At 36.6% G+C, this 20,052-nt stretch carries 24 protein-coding genes; 19 read left to right on the top strand and 5 right to left on the bottom strand.

Annotated elements, in window-relative coordinates; genetic code table 11:
• Positions 1-57: 57 nt before the first annotated feature.
• The 6 genes from C7Y47_RS08405 to C7Y47_RS08380 all read left to right on the top strand — a co-directional run bounded on the left by C7Y47_RS08405 (position 58) and on the right by C7Y47_RS08380 (position 4,377).
• Positions 58-507: a DUF2487 family protein gene (locus tag C7Y47_RS08405; RefSeq protein WP_142508360.1), complete on the top strand. Its 450-nt coding sequence runs from the start codon at positions 58-60 to the stop codon at positions 505-507.
• Positions 508-661: 154 nt separating this feature from the next.
• The gene (locus C7Y47_RS08400; RefSeq protein ID WP_142508359.1) at positions 662-1,168 is read left to right on the top strand and encodes a ubiquinol-cytochrome c reductase iron-sulfur subunit; all 507 of its coding nucleotides are present in this window, start codon (positions 662-664) and stop codon (positions 1,166-1,168) included.
• Positions 1,169-1,182: 14 nt separating this feature from the next.
• The gene (gene qcrB, locus C7Y47_RS08395) at positions 1,183-1,857 is read left to right on the top strand and encodes a menaquinol-cytochrome c reductase cytochrome b subunit (RefSeq protein WP_053482547.1); all 675 of its coding nucleotides are present in this window, start codon (positions 1,183-1,185) and stop codon (positions 1,855-1,857) included.
• A gap of 42 nt (positions 1,858-1,899) precedes the next feature.
• Positions 1,900-2,694: a menaquinol-cytochrome c reductase cytochrome b/c subunit gene (locus C7Y47_RS08390; RefSeq protein WP_142508358.1), complete on the top strand. Its 795-nt coding sequence runs from the start codon at positions 1,900-1,902 to the stop codon at positions 2,692-2,694.
• 351 nt (positions 2,695-3,045) lie between these two features.
• Positions 3,046-3,642, top strand: coding sequence for a DUF1405 domain-containing protein (locus C7Y47_RS08385; RefSeq protein ID WP_142508357.1), 597 nt, complete (start codon positions 3,046-3,048; stop codon positions 3,640-3,642).
• A 60-nt stretch (positions 3,643-3,702) separates the two neighbouring features.
• The gene (locus tag C7Y47_RS08380) at positions 3,703-4,377 is read left to right on the top strand and encodes a zinc metallopeptidase (RefSeq protein ID WP_142508480.1); all 675 of its coding nucleotides are present in this window, start codon (positions 3,703-3,705) and stop codon (positions 4,375-4,377) included.
• Positions 4,378-4,505: 128 nt separating this feature from the next.
• On the opposite strand, the gene C7Y47_RS08375 is transcribed toward C7Y47_RS08380, so the two are convergent.
• The gene (locus tag C7Y47_RS08375; RefSeq protein WP_132359222.1) at positions 4,506-5,375 is read right to left on the bottom strand and encodes a YitT family protein; all 870 of its coding nucleotides are present in this window, start codon (positions 5,373-5,375) and stop codon (positions 4,506-4,508) included.
• A gap of 115 nt (positions 5,376-5,490) precedes the next feature.
• Between C7Y47_RS08375 and C7Y47_RS08370 the strand changes: the two genes are divergently transcribed.
• From C7Y47_RS08370 to C7Y47_RS08335, 8 genes are all read left to right on the top strand, one after another.
• Positions 5,491-5,826 (top strand): nucleotide pyrophosphohydrolase, encoded by a 336-nt coding sequence (locus tag C7Y47_RS08370; RefSeq protein WP_142508356.1) that lies wholly within the window; start codon positions 5,491-5,493, stop codon positions 5,824-5,826.
• Entirely contained in the window at positions 5,826-6,623 is a 798-nt protein-coding gene (dapB, locus tag C7Y47_RS08365) for a 4-hydroxy-tetrahydrodipicolinate reductase (protein WP_142508355.1), read from the top strand. Before C7Y47_RS08370 ends, dapB begins: the two co-directional genes overlap by 1 nt.
• 19 nt (positions 6,624-6,642) lie before the next feature.
• A complete protein-coding gene (gene mgsA, locus C7Y47_RS08360) occupies positions 6,643-7,047 on the top strand; it encodes a methylglyoxal synthase (RefSeq protein ID WP_142508354.1) in 405 nt (134 codons plus the stop codon).
• Positions 7,048-7,080: 33 nt separating this feature from the next.
• A complete protein-coding gene (gene bshA / locus C7Y47_RS08355; RefSeq protein WP_142508353.1) occupies positions 7,081-8,226 on the top strand; it encodes an N-acetyl-alpha-D-glucosaminyl L-malate synthase BshA in 1,146 nt (381 codons plus the stop codon).
• Positions 8,213-9,400 (top strand): CCA tRNA nucleotidyltransferase, encoded by a 1,188-nt coding sequence (locus tag C7Y47_RS08350; protein ID WP_142508352.1) that lies wholly within the window; start codon positions 8,213-8,215, stop codon positions 9,398-9,400. The genes bshA and C7Y47_RS08350 overlap by 14 nt, the downstream gene beginning before the upstream one ends.
• Before the next feature lie 408 nt (positions 9,401-9,808).
• A complete protein-coding gene (locus C7Y47_RS08345; protein ID WP_142508351.1) occupies positions 9,809-10,384 on the top strand; it encodes a TetR/AcrR family transcriptional regulator in 576 nt (191 codons plus the stop codon).
• Positions 10,385-10,735: 351 nt separating this feature from the next.
• On the top strand, positions 10,736-11,371 hold the full coding sequence (locus tag C7Y47_RS08340; RefSeq protein WP_142508350.1) for a class I SAM-dependent methyltransferase: 636 nt from the start codon (positions 10,736-10,738) through the stop codon (positions 11,369-11,371).
• Positions 11,372-12,237: 866 nt separating this feature from the next.
• The gene (locus tag C7Y47_RS08335) at positions 12,238-13,221 is read left to right on the top strand and encodes a biotin--[acetyl-CoA-carboxylase] ligase (protein ID WP_142508349.1); all 984 of its coding nucleotides are present in this window, start codon (positions 12,238-12,240) and stop codon (positions 13,219-13,221) included.
• A gap of 89 nt (positions 13,222-13,310) precedes the next feature.
• Here C7Y47_RS08335 and C7Y47_RS08330 read toward each other — a convergent pair whose 3' ends face one another.
• The 4 genes from C7Y47_RS08330 to C7Y47_RS08315 form a co-directional block, all read right to left on the bottom strand.
• Positions 13,311-13,835, bottom strand: coding sequence for a GNAT family N-acetyltransferase (locus C7Y47_RS08330; protein ID WP_142508348.1), 525 nt, complete (start codon positions 13,833-13,835; stop codon positions 13,311-13,313).
• A gap of 256 nt (positions 13,836-14,091) precedes the next feature.
• Positions 14,092-14,925: a DUF4097 family beta strand repeat-containing protein gene (locus C7Y47_RS08325; RefSeq protein WP_142508347.1), complete on the bottom strand. Its 834-nt coding sequence runs from the start codon at positions 14,923-14,925 to the stop codon at positions 14,092-14,094.
• Positions 14,925-15,527 (bottom strand): DUF1700 domain-containing protein, encoded by a 603-nt coding sequence (locus C7Y47_RS08320; RefSeq protein WP_255505090.1) that lies wholly within the window; start codon positions 15,525-15,527, stop codon positions 14,925-14,927. The genes C7Y47_RS08325 and C7Y47_RS08320 overlap by 1 nt, the downstream gene beginning before the upstream one ends.
• Positions 15,517-15,837: a PadR family transcriptional regulator gene (locus C7Y47_RS08315; RefSeq protein WP_142508346.1), complete on the bottom strand. Its 321-nt coding sequence runs from the start codon at positions 15,835-15,837 to the stop codon at positions 15,517-15,519. Before C7Y47_RS08315 ends, C7Y47_RS08320 begins: the two co-directional genes overlap by 11 nt.
• Positions 15,838-16,056: 219 nt before the next feature.
• Between C7Y47_RS08315 and C7Y47_RS08310 the strand changes: the two genes are divergently transcribed.
• The 5 genes from C7Y47_RS08310 (at position 16,057) to panD (ending at position 19,942) form a co-directional block, all read left to right on the top strand.
• The gene (locus tag C7Y47_RS08310) at positions 16,057-16,728 is read left to right on the top strand and encodes a TetR/AcrR family transcriptional regulator (protein ID WP_185903439.1); all 672 of its coding nucleotides are present in this window, start codon (positions 16,057-16,059) and stop codon (positions 16,726-16,728) included.
• 2 nt (positions 16,729-16,730) lie between these two features.
• A complete protein-coding gene (locus C7Y47_RS08305) occupies positions 16,731-17,492 on the top strand; it encodes a CPBP family intramembrane glutamic endopeptidase (protein ID WP_142508344.1) in 762 nt (253 codons plus the stop codon).
• 374 nt (positions 17,493-17,866) lie between these two features.
• Positions 17,867-18,703 carry a 3-methyl-2-oxobutanoate hydroxymethyltransferase gene (gene panB / locus C7Y47_RS08300; RefSeq protein WP_142508478.1) on the top strand — a complete coding sequence of 279 codons (837 nt, stop codon included), beginning with the start codon at positions 17,867-17,869 and terminating at the stop codon, positions 18,701-18,703.
• Positions 18,703-19,557 carry a pantoate--beta-alanine ligase gene (gene panC / locus C7Y47_RS08295; protein ID WP_142508343.1) on the top strand — a complete coding sequence of 285 codons (855 nt, stop codon included), beginning with the start codon at positions 18,703-18,705 and terminating at the stop codon, positions 19,555-19,557. The genes panB and panC overlap by 1 nt, the downstream gene beginning before the upstream one ends.
• Before the next feature lies 1 nt (position 19,558).
• Complete coding sequence (panD, locus tag C7Y47_RS08290; RefSeq protein ID WP_142508342.1) at positions 19,559-19,942, top strand: aspartate 1-decarboxylase; 384 nt, start codon at positions 19,559-19,561, stop codon at positions 19,940-19,942.
• The last annotated feature ends 110 nt before the right edge of the window (positions 19,943-20,052 follow it).

The following is a 20,052-nucleotide window of genomic DNA, read 5'->3' as shown; positions in this document are numbered from 1 at the left end:
CCGGACGGAATTACGCCAAGGCGAAATGGATTTATGCAACTAGAGGAGGTTTGTGAGATGTATTTTAATGCAAGTGATGTGACATTGTTTATGGCACAGAAGGAATTTATCGATACAGCAATTGTTCCACTCGTAACTGTAGATTTAACTCCTGAAAAAATGAAACAGAGCGGTACAGAGGTGGATTTTTTGTTATCGCTTACATCTTTTATCGAACAGCAGTTTAAAGGTCGTTTATTACTGATGCCACCATTTACGTATAGTGCAACATTAAAAAACGAAGATATGCCGAAGCAATTAGAGGCACAATTACATAATGCTGGTTTTAAGCATGTGTTCTTCATTACTTGTGACCATTTTTGGACAAATATTGGAGATGAAGTAAATGTTATTTGGCTACCAGCTATTCCGCTAGAAAGCATGGATAAAGGCGTGAAAAACTCCATTCTCGAAGATCAATTGCGACAAGTGATTCCGATTTTTTCGACCAAATGGACACAGATTTAACAATTAGTTTCAATAATTGTTCACATTCTCCAGCTTTCCACAGAATGCTATATTGACCAAGCTATGGAGTTGATATATCATAGATATGTCCTAGTATTACTATTTGTAAATGAATGTCCGTTGGACTGACCTTTAAGTTAGAGGGGGGAAAAAAATGAGTAATAATCGAGTTTCACGTCGTCAATTCCTAAGCTATACACTAACTGGTGTAGGTGGCTTTATGGCGGCAGGTATGCTGATGCCAATGCTTCGTTTTGCGATTGACCCAGTACTACAAAGTCATGCTGGTGGTAACTTTGTAAAAACAGAGCATAAAATCGCTGATATTACTGACAAACCTGTTAAAGTTGACTTAACATTTGAACAAGTTGATGCATGGTACAAATCAGACGTAACAAACGTAGCATGGGTTTTCAAACAAGGCGATCAAATCGTTGCATTATCTCCTGTTTGTAAGCATTTAGGATGTATGGTGGACTGGGGAACAGATTCAACACACCCAGATCAATTCTTCTGTGCTTGTCATGGTGGACGCTATGAGAAGAATGGTAATAACGTAGCAGGAACACCACCATTAGGTCCATTGGATGAATATGAAGTTAAAGAAGATGATGGTTACTTATCGCTTGGGCCAATTCATCCAAATACTCTAGTTAAGTAAGGGGGTACAAAACAGTGCTAAATAAAATTTATGATTGGGTCGATGAACGCTTAGATATTACACCGATTTGGCGTGATATTGCCGACCACGAAGTGCCAGAGCACGTGAACCCTGCACATCATTTTTCAGCATTCGTTTACTGTTTCGGTGGATTAACTTTCTTCATCACGGTAATCCAAATTCTATCAGGTATGTTCTTAACAATGTACTATGTACCAGACGTAGTGAATGCTTGGAAATCAGTTTATTATTTACAAAACGAAGTAGCATTTGGTGAAATCGTACGCGGTATGCACCACTGGGGAGCTTCATTAGTAATCGTTATGATGTTCTTACATACACTTCGTGTATTCTTTACAGGTTCTTATAAGAAACCTCGTGAATTAAACTGGATGGTTGGTGTAGGTATTTTTGGTGTAATGATGGGTCTTGGTTTTACAGGATACTTATTGCCTTGGGATATGAAAGCATTATTCGCTACAAAAGTAGGTATCCAAATTGCTGCATCCGTACCGTTTATCGGTGAATGGATTAAAATCTTATTAGCGGGTGACTCAACTATTCTTGGTGCTCAAACGTTAACACGATTCTTTGCGATTCATGTATTCTTCTTACCTGCAGTATTATTTGCATTACTTGCAGCACACTTTATCATGATTCGTCGTCAAGGAATTTCAGGGCCGTTGTAATAGTTCTTGACGGTTCGATGATTTTTTAAAGGAGGGGACATAATGCATCGCGGAAAAGGAATGAAATTTGTTGGTGATTCTCGTATTAAAGCGAATCACAGAATGCCGAACGTTCCAAAGGATTATTCCGAATATCCAGGTAAGACGGAAGCTTTCTGGCCGAACTTCTTACTAAAAGAATGGATGGTTGGTGCTGTATTTTTAATTGCTTATTTAATATTAACAGTTGCACATCCATCACCACTTGAAGGACCAGCTGATCCGACAAGAGCGTACATTCCATTACCGGACTGGTACTTCTTATTCTTGTATCAATTATTAAAATACTCATATGCTTCAGGTCCATATAATGTTATTGGAACTGTTATAATTCCAGGTCTTGCATTTGGAGCGCTATTATTAATGCCATTTTTAGATAAAAGTCCAGAACGTCGTCCATCTAAACGTCCGTTACCAACAGCGTTTATGTTATTGACTCTGGCAGCTATGTTTTACTTAACATGGGAAGCAGTTGCTAACCATGACTGGGAAGCTCAAAAAGCAATGGGCGCAATTGAACAAGAAGTTAAAGTTACTATTGATGAATCACTACCAGGTTATAAAATTTGGACTGGTGAAACAAGTGACGCAGCTCAATCTTGTATCGGCTGTCATGCGGCTGACTTAAAAGGTGGCCCAGCTGCTCCAAAATTACTTGGTAATACACTAACAGCTGACGAAGTTGAAGATATTATCCATAACGGTCGAGGCAAAATGCCACCTGGTGTATTCAAAGGTACAGATGAAGAAGCGAAGCAAATAGCTGAATTTGTTGCGAGCTTAAAAGAAGATAAATAAGTATAGTTTAAAAGAGTCAGGAAACTGGCTCTTTTTTTCTTCTAGTATAATAATGTGACTGTTACAACTTCAAAAAAGTTCCCGCAAAATTATAATATCTACGAGAATAAATTTAAGTATTCGAAAGTGGCTGGGCAGTCACTGGAATTTACGTAGTACTAACCGTGTGCAATACTCAACCATTTGATTAAGGGAAATGTTAGAAAAAAGCTCATCAACAAAAGATAGGGATGACATTGGTTAAAATGAAATCAACCTCACGTTAAGGATAATAGTTTGTGGCAAATTAAATACATAATAACAATTAAAAAAGGCATCTTAGTAAAGACAGAAGATAAAGGAGTTTTAATTATGCAAATTACACGTGCAAATATTTGGTTTCTCCTTACACATAAATCATTTTTAATACTATTACTTATTATTAATCTATTAGGTACTATTTACGGTTACTATTGGTATGGATGGCAGCTTGCCATCACGAAGCCCATTTTTTATATTTTTGTGCCGGATAGCCCAACAGCTAGCTTATTCTTTTGCTTTGTATTGCTAGCTTGGATTATGGATAAAAAATGGCCACTTATGGAAGTGCTAGCACTTGTTACATCGGTGAAATATGGAATTTGGGCTGATGTAATGAATATTTGGACCCTGATTGAAACTGGATCTATAGGTTGGCAAGGCTGGATGCTTGTAGGCTCGCATTTTGCAATGGCTGTCCAAGTAATTTTGTATCTCGGTAAATATGTTTTTTCATATTGGCATATTGCTGTAGCAGCGGTATGGACATTGCATAACGATGTGATTGATTATGTATTCGGCCAAATGCCGATGTATCGTGATTTAGCAGATTATACAAGCTATATCGGCTATTTTACTTTTTGGTTATCAGTTACATGTATTTTTTTAGCCATCTTCTCAATTAGATGGCGCAAATATTTGCCGAATTAGGTAAATGATTATAGAATTATAGTATCCAAGTAGAAAGGGGTTAGAAAATTGTCAACAAGTATGTATATTGTTTATTTTGCAATCATAATGCTACTACCACTTTACGCACAGATGAAAGTAAAGGGCACGTATAATAAGTTTGCAAAAGAACGTACAATGAAGGGACAAACAGGTGCAGAGGTAGCGCGTGCGATTTTAGATGCAAACGGCTTATATGATGTACGAGTTGTTCCAACACAAGGTGTGTTGTCTGATCACTATAATCCAGCAACAAAAACAGTTGCTTTATCAGAAAGTAACTTCTACGAGGCGAGTATTGCTGGTGCTGCAGTTGCTGCCCACGAGGTTGGCCATGCCATTCAGCATAAAGAAGCTTATTCAATGCTGACATTACGTAGTAAGCTAGTGCCAATTGCAAATATTTCATCAAATATGTCTTGGATATTTGTAATGATTGGTATTTTTTCCCACCTAACCAATATGTTATTACTAGGTATCGTATTGTTAGCAGCAGGTGTAGTTTTCCAATTAGTAACGTTACCAGTAGAGTTTGATGCATCAAAGCGTGCATTAGTGCAAATGAATTCTCTAGGAATTATTACAAATGAAGAAGAGCGCCCAGCACGAAAAGTGTTAAGTGCTGCAGCATTAACATATGTTGCCGCGGCAGCAGTAGCTGTATTAGAATTATTACGTTTAGTATTAATCTTTACAAATATGCGAAGTGACGACTAATAAAAAACTTGTTGTAGTGGTAATTCACTATAGCAAGTTTTTTAATCCGTTAATTTACTATGTAAAAAAAGCCTACCTTCAACGAAAAAGTAAAATGTTTTATTCGAGGAGAGCAGGCAAATATAATGTTATTGGAGCGGTTGTTTTTCGTCGTCTAGCGTGAAGCCTTCTCCTGCTACATCTCGTACTTCTATTATAGATACGAATGCGTGTGGATCAACCTCATGTACAATAGATTTTAAACGTACAACCTCATTACGGCCAATGACACAATAAATCACTTCTTTTTGTTGCTTAGTAAAATGGCCATGACCTTCAAGTATAGTAATACCACGTTCCATTCGTAATGCGATCATCTCAGCAATGGCGCTAGATTTTTCAGAAATAATAAGTGCTCCACGTGCAGCATATGCTCCTTCTTGAACAAAATCAATGACGCGCGCACCAACAAATACCGCAACAAGGGTATACATCATAGAGCGTGCATCTAAAAACGTTAGCCATGATAGGATAATGACAATTGCGTCAAAGATGAACATCGTTTTACCCATACTCCAGCCAAAATATTTATGCCCAAGGCGAGCCAAAATATCTACACCGCCAGTTGTACCACCGAAGCGAAAGACGATACCGAGCCCTAGTCCAACAAAAACCCCTGCAAAAAGAGCAACAAGTAACAGATCGTCCTCTAAATGAATAGTAAATTGATACTTTTGGAAAACTTTTAGGAAAACTGAAACAGATAAAGTTCCAACAAGCGTATAAATAAATGATTTTTTCCCAAGTAAACGATAACCAATAATAAACATAGGAATGTTTAATAGTAAATTCATTAAAGCAGGGTCCCAGCCAAGTGTAAAATAAAGTATAAGTGTAATCCCACTTAGGCCACCTTCACCAAGTTGATTTTGCATGTTGAAGTGGACGAAGCCGAAGCTAAAAATTGCAGCCCCGAGCATTATTGCGATAATATTGCTGATTTTGATCTGTTTTAGCATATGACCTCCTGAAGTTCCTAACAATTGAAGTAGTGCTATCTATTATCTGACATTTTATTGTTTTTGACAACAATGGTGTAAATTTTATACGATGGTAAGTAGGAGTGTGATTTAGATGACTGAACAAGTGACAATGCAAGCTTTACAGCAGCGTGTAGATGATTATATAGGACAATTTAAGGAAGGCTATTTCCCGCCATTTGAGTTACTGGCACGTCTAACCGAGGAACTTGGTGAATTGTCTCGTGAGGTACAGGATGTATACGGGCAAAAGAAGAAAAAGAGTACTGAGGAAACGAACAGTATTGAAGAAGAATTAGGTGACTTTTTCTTTGTTTTAGTATGCTTTGCAAATGCGCAGGGCATTAAATTAGATGAAGCACTTTTACGCGTTATACATAAATTTGAAACAAGGGATAAAGATCGCTGGACTAGAAAGGATGGAGAATAATGTCAATTCGTGTAGCAATAGCAGGACCTAGAGGAAAAATGGGGGCTGAGGCTGTACATACGGTCATGAAGCATGACAAAATGGAATTAGTAGCTGTACTTGATTATAAAGATGTAGGAAAAACATTAGCTGATTTGGAAATGTTTCCCGCAAGTTATACGACTCCAATCTTTACAGATATGTCTGACCTTGTTGAGGCGACTGCACCAGACGTATTAGTAGATTTAACAAGCCCGCATGCAGTATACAAACATACTAAAGAGGCCTTGAATTTAAATGTACGACCTGTAATTGGAACAACAGGCTTTACAGATGAACAACTAGTGGAATTATCAGCAATGGCTAAAGAGAAAGAGCTAGGCTGTATTATTGCTCCTAACTTTGCGATAGGGGCTATCCTTATGATGAAATTTGCTAAGGAAGCGGCAAAATATTTACCTGATATTGAAATTATTGAAATGCATCATGATCAAAAGCTGGATGCTCCATCAGGAACAGCTGTTAAAACGGCACAATTGATTCAAGAGGTGCGAACACAAAAGATCCAAGGACATCCAGAGGAAAAAGAAACGATCGAAGGTGCAAGGGGTGGAGAATTTGATGGCATGCGTATTCACTCTGTTCGATTACCAGGTTTAGTAGCACACCAGCAAGTGTTATTTGGCGGAGATGGGCAGCTATTAACAATTCGTCATGATTCATTAAACCGTAATTCTTTTATGTCTGGTGTAGCATTTTGCGTAGAAGAGGTCATGAAAATGGATCAACTTGTATATGGTTTAGAAAACATCATCTAAAGATTGGGATGGAAGCATTATGAAAATCGCATTAATTGCACATGATCGTAAAAAAGATAATTTAGTACAGTTTGCTATTGCTTATCGAAATATTTTAAATGAGCATATATTGTTTGCTACAGGTACAACAGGACAGCGTGTTATGGAAGCTACAGGCTTAGAGGTAACACGTTTTCGTTCAGGACCACTCGGTGGCGATCAACAAATTGGTGCTATGATTGCCAATAATGATATGGACATGGTCATTTTTTTCCGTGATCCATTAACAGCACAACCACATGAGCCAGATGTTTCTGCACTTATTCGTCTTTGTGATGTTTACCAAGTGCCACTGGCTACAAATATGGGAACAGCAGAAATATTACTAAAAGGCCTACAAGAAGGCTTTGTGGATTGGAGACTGATTCAAGAAAGAAGAAATTAAAAAAAGACGTGATTTAGAAAGGATGATAATCGAATGAAAAAGCTTAAAATTGGCATTACCTGTTATCCAACAGTTGGAGGCTCTGGTGTTATCGCAACAGAATTAGGAAAAATGCTTGCAGAGAGAGGGCACGAGATTCATTTCATCACCTCAAGCGTACCATTTCGATTGAATAAAATTTATCCAACCGTCTTTTTCCATGAAGTAGAAGTTAGCAATTATTCAGTATTTCAATATTCGCCATATGATATAGCATTAGCGAGTAAAATGGCGGACGTGATTAAGGATGAAGAACTAGATGTGCTTCATGTGCATTATGCAATACCACATGCTGTCTGTGCTGTTTTGGCACGTGAAATGAGTGGTCGTGACATTGGGATTGTTACAACGTTACACGGTACAGATATTTCTGTGCTTGGGCAGGATTCCACTCTTTCACAGGCAATTAAGTATGGCATTGACAAATCTGATATCGTAACGACAGTGTCAGAGGCATTAAAGCAACAAACATACGAGCTTATTGATACAGTAAAGCCGATTAACACGATTTACAACTTTGTTGATGAACGTGAATACTTCCCACGCAATCCAGGAAACTTAAAGGAACAGTTTGGAATTGAAGAAGATGAAAAAGTTATTATTCATGTATCTAACTTCCGTAAAATTAAAAATCTTCCGCATATTATAGACGCCTTTATGAAAATTCGTGCGAACATGAAGGCAAAGCTATTGCTTGTAGGAGATGGTCCAGAAAAGCATCGTGTAATGGATCAAGTAAAGGAAAGTCCTTATATGGAGGATGTTTTATTTTTAGGCAAACAAGAAAATTTAGCTGAATTGTATGCGATAAGTGACCTTAAATTATTACTATCACAGCAGGAATCATTCGGGCTAGTTTTACTTGAAGCAATGGCTTGTGGTGTACCTTGTATTGGATCAGCTGTAGGCGGTATTCCAGAAGTCATTGAACATGGGGTAGATGGCTATATAGTGGAATTAGGTGATACGGATGCAGTGAAAGAGTATGCTGTAAACCTATTGAAGGATGAAGAGAAATTACAACATTTCCGAGAAGCAGCTATCCGTGCTGTTGATGAAAAATTCCATTCATCTAAAATTGTAGAACAATATGAAAAATTGTACGAAAAGGTTGCTGAAAGAAATCATGCAAAACAATAAAGAATGGCAAGCAGCCTATTCAGTTATTGAACAACTAGAATACGCAGGCTTTGAGGCAGTGATCGTCGGTGGTGCAGTACGAGATGCTATACTCGGTCGTCCAGCCCACGATGTAGATGTTGCGACAAATGCCATGCCAGACGAAGTAAAGTCTATCTTTGATCGCACAGTTGATATAGGGATTCAGCATGGGACGGTACTTGTTATCGTGCCAGCTGGATCGGTGGAGGTAACGACATATCGCACAGATGGTGAATATACGGATCACCGTAGACCCGAGGAAGTGCAATTTGTACGTTCGTTAAAAGAAGATCTACAGCGCCGAGACTTTACGATGAATGCCATAGCGATGCGCCGTGATGGTTCTTTTGTTGATTTTTATGGAGGACGCCAAGATATTGAGGCTGGTGTAATTCGAGCTGTTGGTGATGCACAGAAACGTTTTTCGGAAGATGCATTACGAATGCTACGGGCCATACGTTTTTCAGCACAGCTCGGTTTTCTAATTGAATCAGAAACCTTGAAAGCAATGCAGGACAAGGCTGATAATATTTCTTGGATTGCGAAAGAGCGTATAAAGGCAGAGCTCGATAAGCTATGGGTAGGGAAAGATGTTTTTAACGGTATAAAAAAGCTTAAGGAAAGTAGCTTAGTGAATTATTTGAATGGTACTTTTCAAGCGAATGACTGGTCTGAATTTAACACGCAGGACAAGTTATTAGGCTGGGCATATTTCGCGGTATTACAGGGTGATCATTGGCGAGAAGTGCTAGGTGACTATCGTTTATCGAATAAGGAGATGGCATTTGTAAAAGCTGTGTTAGAAGCTTTAAAAGCTTTAAAAAATGGCTGGACGAAAATGGATTACTTTTTATATACTCAACAGGAACTTGAAGCAGCTTGTTATTTTGCGGAGTTGAGACAGCTTGATGTTGAAATGCCACAACAAAGTATACTTGAAATACAGACAGCTCTTCCTATTAGACATAAACAGGAGCTTATTGTAAAAGGTACAGATTTGTTAAAATGGTCTGGAATAAAAGGTGGGCCATGGGTAAAAGAAGCGTTGCAGGCGATGCTTGAAGCAGTTGTGAATGGCGAATGTGCTAATGAGCACCATCAACTAAAGGCTTGGTTTGAGCGTGAGTATGTCCGTAAGCATGAAAACACTTAATTTTACTATAATTATTACAAATTGAAATGTAGTTAAGAGTTACCAAAAAATAACTAAAAGAATTCGGTTATTGAAGTTGTTAGACATAGTTATTTCATTAGGCTGCGGTTGGGGCATGAGTTTCGATATTGAATCGGACTCATGCCTTATTATTGTGCCTTAGAAATTTTCCTAATTCCATTGTCGAGCTGTTTAATTCGTGCTTACGTGCTTCAACAGGTCTTTTAACTGAGTATTTTTTCAGGGATGGACGCTTTATATGGTATTTCTAAATATGAAATATCCAATTCTGAATTTCAAATCTATGATATAATCATAATATATTGGATGTCAAAAAAATACTCGCTATTTCAAAACGGAAGAATTCATTTTTGATATATTTCTAATTATAGGAAGTTGGAGGTAAACATGAATAAGTATGAAATCAGATCGCAAAAAAAGAAATCTGCGATCATTAATGCTTCTTTAGAATTATTTAGCGATAAAGGATTTACCGCAGTTAGTATAAAAGATATTGCTGCATTGGCTAATGTTTCACAAGTCTCCATCTATAATTATTTTGGAAATAAAGAGGCATTAGTACAAGAGTGTGTGACCGTTGTAATGAAAGATACTATGCAAATTGCACAAAATTTACTTACTGAAGAAATGGAATTTAAGGAAAAACTATATAAAGCTCTCTCCATCTGTTCTAATCAAATCAATCAATCATTACATGAATATTTTTCACATTCGGCATTGGAAGATACAGTATTGCTGAAATTCTTAGTTGAAAACATTAATAAAATAAAAAAAGATATTTATAAAAGTTATATAGAATTGGGAAAACAAGAAAATGTGATAGATCATTCAATCTCAACTGCTACAATTTTAGATTTTATGGAAGCTATTAATAGTATTGAAATTGAATCAGATAAAATAAAAATAAAACAACAAGAATTACACAAACTATTTTTATATGGAATCATCGGAAAAAGTAAATAATTTATTTGAAGTTTTTTAGAAGCCAAGCCATTCATCTCGAATGGCTTCTTTTTATTTTAATTAATGTCACTTTCCTCCTGTATGCGTTTCTTGGATTGAGTTCATTTTATGCTAGCATAAAGTTTTGAAATAAAATCGTTTGTATTTCAAAAGTTATTGACATCTTTTGCAAGTCGTTATACTATTGTTTTGAAATATCGTTAGGTAAATTTCAAAATAGTAGGAGGGAAAAGTGTTGTTCGAACAAAAATATAATTTAAAAAGTACAGATGGGGGATTTCAAAATATTGATTTTCAGCAAATTGATTATGTATTGAATGTTGGGTGTGGCTGTCAAAAGGGCTGGTTGGAATGAAGAAAATTTTTTTATTTGTGATTTTGGGATTGATTTTGTATAAACCAACAATGAATTATTTAATTGGACAGGTTTCACACCCAAAGGGAGCTATTGGATATATATTGACAAAAATTTGGAACAAAACCTTTGTTAATATGACAGACTGGGGATTACAGAATATTGAAATACAAAAAGATGATCATATTTTAGATGTTGGATGTGGTGGTGGTGAAACAATTCATAGATTGGCAAATAAAACTACACAAGGAAAAGTATATGGAATAGATATTTCATCTGAAGCAGTTAAATCATCTATAGAAAAAAATCAGGTATGGGTAGAGCAAAATCGTGCTGAAATTTTTGAGGCAGATGTAGCTTCACTACCATTTGAAGATAATACCATGGATAAAATAACAGCCATTCAAACTCATTTTTACTGGAGTAATCTTGAAGAAGGGTTTAGTGAAATACATAGGATATTAAAATCGGACGGTGTATTTCTAGTAACTTGCGAAAAAGATAAGATTGAATATCACATGGATAACTATAAAAAAAGTAATGAATTAAAAGAATTACTAAAATCTATAGGGTTTAGTAGTGTTATTGTTCATGAAGATGGGAATTGGATAAAATTTGTTTGCCAAAAATAAAAGAAACCTATATAAAGAAATGACTATATAGGATAAATTTTTATGTGAAAACAGGCAATTTCTGCTGTTGTTATTCTTTTAAATTGCGTTCTCTTATCGTCAAGTAATGGAGAAACTACAATATGAATCAAAAGAAAAACCCATAGAGTTTCAGTTTAATGAACTAAGTAAATAGTATTGAAAATGACACACTTTGTGCTCGTTCTGCATTATAAAATTTTGAATAATTTCTAATACGTTTGTGTAAATTTTTCTTGAATTTGTACACACAAAGAAGTGCAGACGAAAAAAAAGCCCATGTTTTATAAAAGGTTCTCATAGTAATGTTTTGTCTATGGATAATCCCATGATACTGATGTTTTTCAGTTTTAGCTTTATACGATTTTATATTTGATAAGAAAATGTTACAGTATAATAAGGTGAAACCCTCAAAATTATAAAAAGCTAGTTAAAAAATTGATTGTGGTCAAATGTGACTATATGCAGTATGATAATAATTATTATTATTCAAAATAGAAAAATAAGTGTCAGCTATTCGTTTAAAGAAATGATTTGAACGTGGGTATGTCCATGAAAAATGAGTAGCCTTGAATTAAAAGAGTTTTGAACTCATGAAAATATAGCAAGTGACCAAAAAGTGACCAATTACCATACGTCATCTAAAATAAGGTCGCTTGCTTTTGCTTTATCTTTTTCGTCATCGCCCTTTAGAAGGAACGTTTGGAGAAAAATGAGAAAACAACGTTAATACATGGTTCCAGAAATTCAATATCAAGAATTCACTGATGTGGATCAAGATTCTTAAGGTAAGTCTTATTTAATAAAAAATAAGTGATAGTATATTTTAATAAAGGATTGATTTAAGCATGAGTATTTCCATGAAGGATGAAATTTTAAAAAGAATATTAGCTGCTAATGGTGAAGCTGTTTCGGGTCAAGAGCTAGCAGATTCCCTTGGAGTATCCCGTACAGCTGTATGGAAGCATATGCAATCGCTACAGGAGGAAGGCTACACATTTGAAACGGTAAAGAAAAAGGGCTATATATTGATTGGTGTGCCTAATAGCTTAAGTCCAACACAAATTGAACTATTTTTAAATACAGAACGTTTTGGACGTGAAATTCATTATTTTGATGTTGTAGATTCGACACAAATAATCGCTCATAAGCTTGCACAGGAAGGCGCTCCACATGGCACAATTATAATCGGGGAGGAGCAAACTGCTGGTCGTGGACGTATGGCACGTCCATGGGAATCTGCAAATGGCACAGGTATTTGGATGACCGTTATTGTGAGACCGGATGTTACCCCTCAGCAAGCTTCATCGTTTACGCTTGTCGTAGCAGTTGCAGTTACGATGGCGATAAAAACATTATATAAACAAATTGAACCAGCCATTAAATGGCCAAATGATTTGCTCATTAACGGTAAAAAATGTACCGGTATATTAACAGAAATGCAGGCTGAGGCAGACTGTGTACAAGCACTGCTAGTAGGCATTGGTATTAATGCAAACCAAGTTGAATCAGATTTCTCCCTAGAAATTGCCAATATAGCTACGTCTTTACGTTTAGAAGCAGGTGAGGAAATTAATCGTGCAGCCCTTGTTGCATCTATTCTTCAATATTTAGAACAATTCACGGATTTATACGTGAAGGAAGGCTTTGCTAGCATTAAAAAGCTATGGGAACAAATGTCGTGTACTATTGGACAACGTATTGAAGTCACGACTCTACGTGGACGCTTTGAAGGCATTGCCAGTGGGATTACGGATGAAGGTGTACTACAGCTAACAGAGGGTGATGGCACAGTGCGAACAATTTATTCTGGAGATATAAAAATTTTATAGAACATGAACTACAAGCATACTCTTACCTGTTTTAATTAAACAAGAACGTATATTATCGATTTGAGAATATACGTTCTTTTATATTTTTTCTATTTTATTTTTTCTATAACCTTATTAATATCATTCCATACGTAAATGAGCTCTTCTACTATTTTTTCGCCAATATTTATTTCTATGTTATTGACATATTGTGCACCATAATATTCATAGAAATCACGTGTTTTATTTTCTGCTAGTACTTCGACAAATACTTTTTCGTATCCTTTTAGTTTAAAATAAGCGAATACTTCTTTGAGTAGTTGCTTTCCGATCCCCTTTCCTTGATATTCTTCTAAAAGATAGATAGAAGTTAAATCAGTTGCATTCGGTACTGAATTAGTTTTTCTTGTGCCACCGGTTGCAAAGCCGATTATTTCATCTTGTTCATTTTCCGCCACCAGTACATAGTTCGAAGCGTCTGAAATAGTCTTCTTCCAAAGTTCTGTTCGCTGCTCGTAAGATAAGTTATTCAAAAAATCAACTGGAAGAATGCCTTTATATGTTGTTCGCCAACTATCAACATGTACTTTTCCGATTCCTTGGGCATCTTCAATGTTTGCTTGTCTAATTTTCATATTACTCACCTCAATAATCGTATTTTCTATCAAAGATGATGACGTAACTGACCTGATTCACCTCAGGTTCTGCCTTCACATACAAGAACCGTACTAATATACTCATATGCGCATATGAATATTATATAATAAATGGAAAATTCTTACTACTATTAAAGGAAGGAACTTAATCATATAATAATCTTAATTAAAAAGACAGAATCACAAAAATGTAATTCTGCCTTATCAGTGAAGAAAATTGAATCGGTAGCCTACTTTATTTCAACCTTAATTGTAAATCACCATGTGAAATAGTTGCTTTTAGTTGGTTATCACCGTTATAAGGTTTCGATACCTTGCTGTTTTGATCCTCGTCATCAACAGTAAGGTCCCCAAAGTCAGTTTGTAATTCATAGCCAAATTCACTTTTTTTATTTTGCAAATGCAGTGTAGCATCTCCAAAGTCAGACGTAATAGTGGATTGACCATTTAATGTTCCATCAATGTCCATATCACCATGTTCACTTTCGGCAACAAAGCCATTACTTGAAAATTGTTGTAGCTTCATATCACCAAATGATTGTGTAATCTCTGTTTTATCACCAGTAGTGTCTTTCAAAAGTATGTCTCCAAAATCTTCAATTAGATTTAACTCCTGATATTTCAAACCACGAATGGTTGTATCTCCAAAATTACTATCAAGGACCACGGTTTTCAGTTTTACATCTGCAGGAACATAGATTTTAATGGAAGGAGTTCTAAAGTTAGCAAATCCGAATTGAAAACGATTCTTCTTCTTACTCTTTGTTTCAACAGTTAATGTCTTATCTTTAATACTGTACGTCACATCATCATCATTAATAACATTTGTTTCTAATGCATAACGATCACTAGTAACAATTTCAACATCTCCATAGTGATTAATAATATTGAGATTAGTGAAATCATTTAGTTGATAGGAATTGTTTACTAGTTTATTGTTCTCGGGCAGTTGGATACCTTCATCGTTTATCTCAAAACTCCATTTTCCACCAGAGAAATATCCAACTAAAGCTAACAGTACGCCTAAAGCGATCATAGTAATGGCAATATGGGTATATCGGGAAGTCATTAGTAACCCTCCTTCCGTTTCTTCGTTATTTTATGGAATAGTTTACTTAATGCTTCAACACAAACAATAACGATTGTTTTGATCAAACGAGCAACGATTGGGAAAAGTAGAATGCCCAAACCTGTTACGATAAAGCCAACACCCATAAAGAGTAATGCTGTTGGCCAGTCCTGAGTTAAAATGAAGAAGCCTGAAATAAGTGCAGCGATTCCACCGAAAAAGATACTAAGTACAGTTGCGATAATGGCAATAATAACGCTGAATATAACTGCCCCAAATGAAAAAATAAGTGCTATAGCTACTACAAGTAACGGTAATGAAAGTGGGGCAGATAATATTGCTAGAATGATAAGCCACATCGCAGACACATTCTTCTTAGTTGAAGTTGAGGTTGCCTCTAAATCCTTTAATGCATAGTCCGCCATTATTTGTGATGCAACATGGGAAGGGGAGCCTAGTTGTTGAATGACCCGCTGTTCGTTTTCCTCTCCTGCTTCATCGAAAAATTCCTCATAATAGGCAAGCGCAGCATCAATCTCATGCGCTGGAAGACGTTGTAATTTCCCCCGAAGCTTTTTCAAATAGCTTGCTCTATTCATCATATTTCCCTCCTAAAAGTACATAATCAACCATTTCTTTATACTGTTGCCATTCTTTTAATAGCTCTAGTAATCGTATTCGACCTTGCTCGGTAATTTGGTAATACCGTCTATTTCTGCCTTGATAGGGCTGATCGTAGGTTGTTAAGCAATTTGCTTTTTGTAAACGACGTAATACTGGGTACAGCGTAGATTCTGATATAACCATCACGGATTGTATTTGCTGTGTTAATGAGTAACCATAAGCATCCTCTTTATCGACGATGGCGAGTACACAAGCGTCAAGTAAAGCTGAGCCAAGTTGAAATGTCATCTTTTCTCACCTCACAATGTAAGACCTATACAAGGTTTCATATTATACGTCATATAGTATGGTGGAAGTATATTACATATATCATTAATTGTCAATTTTCATAAAAAAACTCAAGAGAAAAATAAAAAAATAGTAGTGTCACATATTGTTGACAATAAAAGGTAATTTGATTACGATAAAATGACAATAGTGTCATTTTTATGTTTGGAGGTAGAAATAATGCCAAAGGTAAGTCATGAATATGTACAGGAAAAGAAAAACAGCATTTTAGAAGCAGCTATAGCAGTATGTAAAGTCAAGCCACTTTATGAAATTACGATGAGGGATATTATTAAAGCGTCAGGAGTAAGTCAGGGTGGGATTTATCGTTATTATTCAGACTTGGATGAAATACTTATTGAGGTTATTAATCAAGTAAATGTTAATGCAGACTATAAACATATTATCGATGAAGTTACGGATACGAGTAATTCTCCCACAAAAGCAATCATTAAATTATTTAATTTTCTCGGAGAGTACATGAAGGAAAACGTATCAACAGTGGGCAAAATCCAATTTGAGCTTACGATTTTATTTGCTAATAATCCAGATAGAGAAAAGAAAATTTTATCTGGCATTTATGAGAAAGAAAGTGGGCAATATTTTACGCAACAAATTTTTCATTCAATCCATGAGGGTATTTCTTCAGGATGCTTTCAGCTTGAGATTTCGATAGAGGATTTATCTACCTTTATAATGACATCCATTGATGGCATTGTGAGAGACGTTGTCTTGCAAAAATGTTACGGGGTGTTCTCAAATGATCAAGTGCAGTTTGATGAGATTCGATTGATGAATACACTTTGCAAATCCGTATTATTACTATTGGGTTCGAAAGAAGGAGAGGATTAAAGTTGGGAATAGAGGTAAGAAGATTTCTATTTTATACCTTTGCAACGTCTTGGATCATATGGGGCAGTTTAGCCTTATTAACACAGCTAAATTTGCTGAAGTTTGGTAATGCAATATCAATGCTGTTATTTATTCTCGGCGGAATTACTCCTGCAATTTGTGAGATTTGGTTGAAAAAGAAATATTCGACTAAAGAAGAGTTCAAATCATTTATCCATAATGTGAAAAATCCTAAGCAACCTGTATCTTGGTACATATTTGCAATCGGATTGGCATTTATGGCTTGTTTTTTACCAACGTTATGGGGCGGAGCAACTATGGAGAATCCAATGTATTTGGCGTTACTTGAATTACCAATCATGATTATTGGTGGAGGATTAGAGGAAATTGGCTGGCGTGGTTTTTTACAGCCTACATTACAAAAAAGATGGTCTCCCTTCACGAGTACAATGATTGTGGGTGTTATTTGGGCAGTCTGGCATTTGCCATTATGGTTTGTCCTTGGATCAAATCAAATAAACATGAATTTTCTATGGTTTTCCCTAACAGCTTTAGCGCTGTCCTTTTTATTAACAATCATTTACCTCTCTACTAAAAGTATTTTTCTCTGTATTATTTTCCACGCTTTCATTAATGCATTTTGGGATGTCTTTGTACCAGCTACAAATGTAACGTCTGGTTTATTCACATTTTTATTTGCTCTGTTGCTATTTACAATGTTTGAAGTTTATCGAAAATCAAACTTTCAGAAACGAATGGTTTGAGTTTGGTCATAGTTATTGATCGTAATTATTAGAAAATAATATTTGAAGATTACTAGGAGAATCTGTTATAGTATGTGCGAAGGGCAGTATCCTTTTGTGAACGGCACCTTCAAAACGCAAGTACAATTTACAAAAATATCTGCCTTGATCTTTTAATGACAGGGACGGAAGAAAACAAGCGTTCAAAAATATAACTTTATACAATGGAATGGGCAATTTTCTCAAAGAGATTTATTTCCCTATCCCTTTATTAAGTTATGGCCTCTAATCAAAAACGAGAGGTGATTTTTGATAACGAACGACACTACCCTTCTGTCCATTTTAGGAACAGAGGGTTTTTCTGTTTTCTTTCCTTAAAAAAGGAGGACTACATGATGAAAACGACTTCAGATTTTTTAAAGATGAAGGCAGCAGGTGAGAAAATCGTTATGCTCACTGCATACGATTATCCTGCTGCAAAATTTGCCGAGGAAGCAAGCGTCGATATGATTCTAGTGGGAGATTCACTAGGTATGGTAGTACTAGGCTATGATTCTACAATGCCAGTAACCGTGGCCGATATGGTTCACCATGCAAAAGCGGTGCGCCGAGGGGCAAAGGATACGTTTGTTGTTGTGGATATGCCATTTGGTTCATACCACGGTGATGTACACGAGACGTTGAAAACGGCCGTATCCATGATGCAGGAAACAGGTGCAGATGCACTAAAGTTAGAGGGAGCAGACGATGTTCTACCAGCAATTCGTAAATTAACGTCAGCTGGCATTCCGGTGGTAGCTCATTTAGGTTTACTACCTCAATCAGCAGGAGTGCTTGGTGGTTACAAAGTTCAGGGTAAAACAGCTGAACAGGCTAAGAAACTCATTGAAGATGCAAAAAAATGTCAAGAGGCTGGAGCATGTGCAGTCGTCTTAGAATGTATTCCGCATCAGCTAACAGAGATGGTATCCGCTAATCTTATTATTCCAACAATCGGCATTGGGGCTGGTGTTGAGGCTGATGGACAAGTGTTGGTTTATCATGACATGTTAAGCTACGGTTCACATCATGTACCAAAATTTGTGGAACAGTTTGCTAATATGGGTCAAGAAGCGAGCCGTGGCATTGCTAGTTACGTAGAAGCGGTCAAGGCAGGTACATTCCCTGCGCCGAAGCATTCCTTCACGATGAAAGAGGAAGCACTAGATCAGCTATATGGGGGCATAAAGTAATGAAAGTCGTCACTACAGTCCAAGCATTAACCGTAGAAATCCAAGCAGCTAAGCAAGCTCAAAAAACAATTGGACTCGTTCCAACAATGGGTTATTTACATGAGGGTCATTTAACGCTAGCAAAAACAGCTCGTGCCGAAAATGATTTAGTCGTGATGAGTATTTTTGTCAACCCAACACAATTTGGGCCAGACGAAGACTTTGAAAGCTATCCACGTGATTTGCCGAGGGATACTGCTTTAGCAGAGTCTGTCGGTGTAGATATTATTTTCGTACCGAGTATTGAAGAAATGTATCCGCATGATGGCGGTATTCGTATTCATGCGGGTGAACAGGCAACTATTCTTTGTGGAGCGAGCCGTCCAGGCCATTTTGATGGCGTTTTACAGGTTGTATCGAAATTATTTCACCTAGCACAGCCGACTCGCGTTTATTTTGGACAAAAAGATGCACAGCAGGTTGCTATTATTGCTACGATGGTACGCGATTTTAATTTCCCTTTGGAAATGCGAGTAGTACCTATTGTACGGGAGAAGGACGGTTTAGCGAAATCCTCTCGTAATGTGTATTTAAGTGAAGCGGATCGTCTTGAGGCGCCAGCAATTAATGAAGCGCTACAGCTTGCTCGTGATAGCTTTTTAACGAATGGTGATGGTGCAAATGCGCTTGCAAAAGCAAAGGCACACATTGCAGCACGCACACACGGTCACATCGACTATATTGAACTATTAGCATATCCAGATTTAATACCTGCGACTGCTGAGACGGAGCAAGTGCTTGTAGCTGCAGCCGTCTATATTGGTAAAACTCGATTAATTGATAATTGTATCTTTAATGTGAAAGAAGGACTGTAATATGTTACGAATGATGATGAATAGTAAAATCCACCGTGCTACAGTGACACAAGCAGATTTAAACTATGTTGGATCTATTACGATTGATGAGGATATTTTAGATGCAGTAGGGATGCTACCAAACGAAAAAGTGCATATCGTTAATAACAATAATGGCGCACGTTTTGAAACATATATTATTGCAGGGGAACGTGGATCAGGCGTTATTTGTGTGAACGGTGCAGCAGCTCGCCTAGTGCAACGTGGAGATATTGTGATCATTATTTCTTATGTTTACGTAGATAATGCAGAGGCAAAAGATCATAAGCCAACAGTAGCTATTATGGGCGAGGGTAATATAATTAAAGAAATGATTGCCTATGAGCCAGAAGCAACGGTGATGTAATAGAGAGGAAGCATGTACAAATTGTACATGCTTCTTTTTGTGTTTAATCTAAAGAGGAGAAGGGATGCCGTTGAGCGAAATATGTGATAAAATTCATCTATCTAATGTGA

This window comes from Lysinibacillus sphaericus, assembly GCF_006864135.1.
In the GTDB taxonomy this organism is placed as follows: Bacteria; Bacillota; Bacilli; order Bacillales_A; family Planococcaceae; genus Lysinibacillus.
The sequence above is the reverse complement of the archived record's forward strand: the minus strand, read 5'-3'. Positions and strand labels throughout refer to the sequence as shown.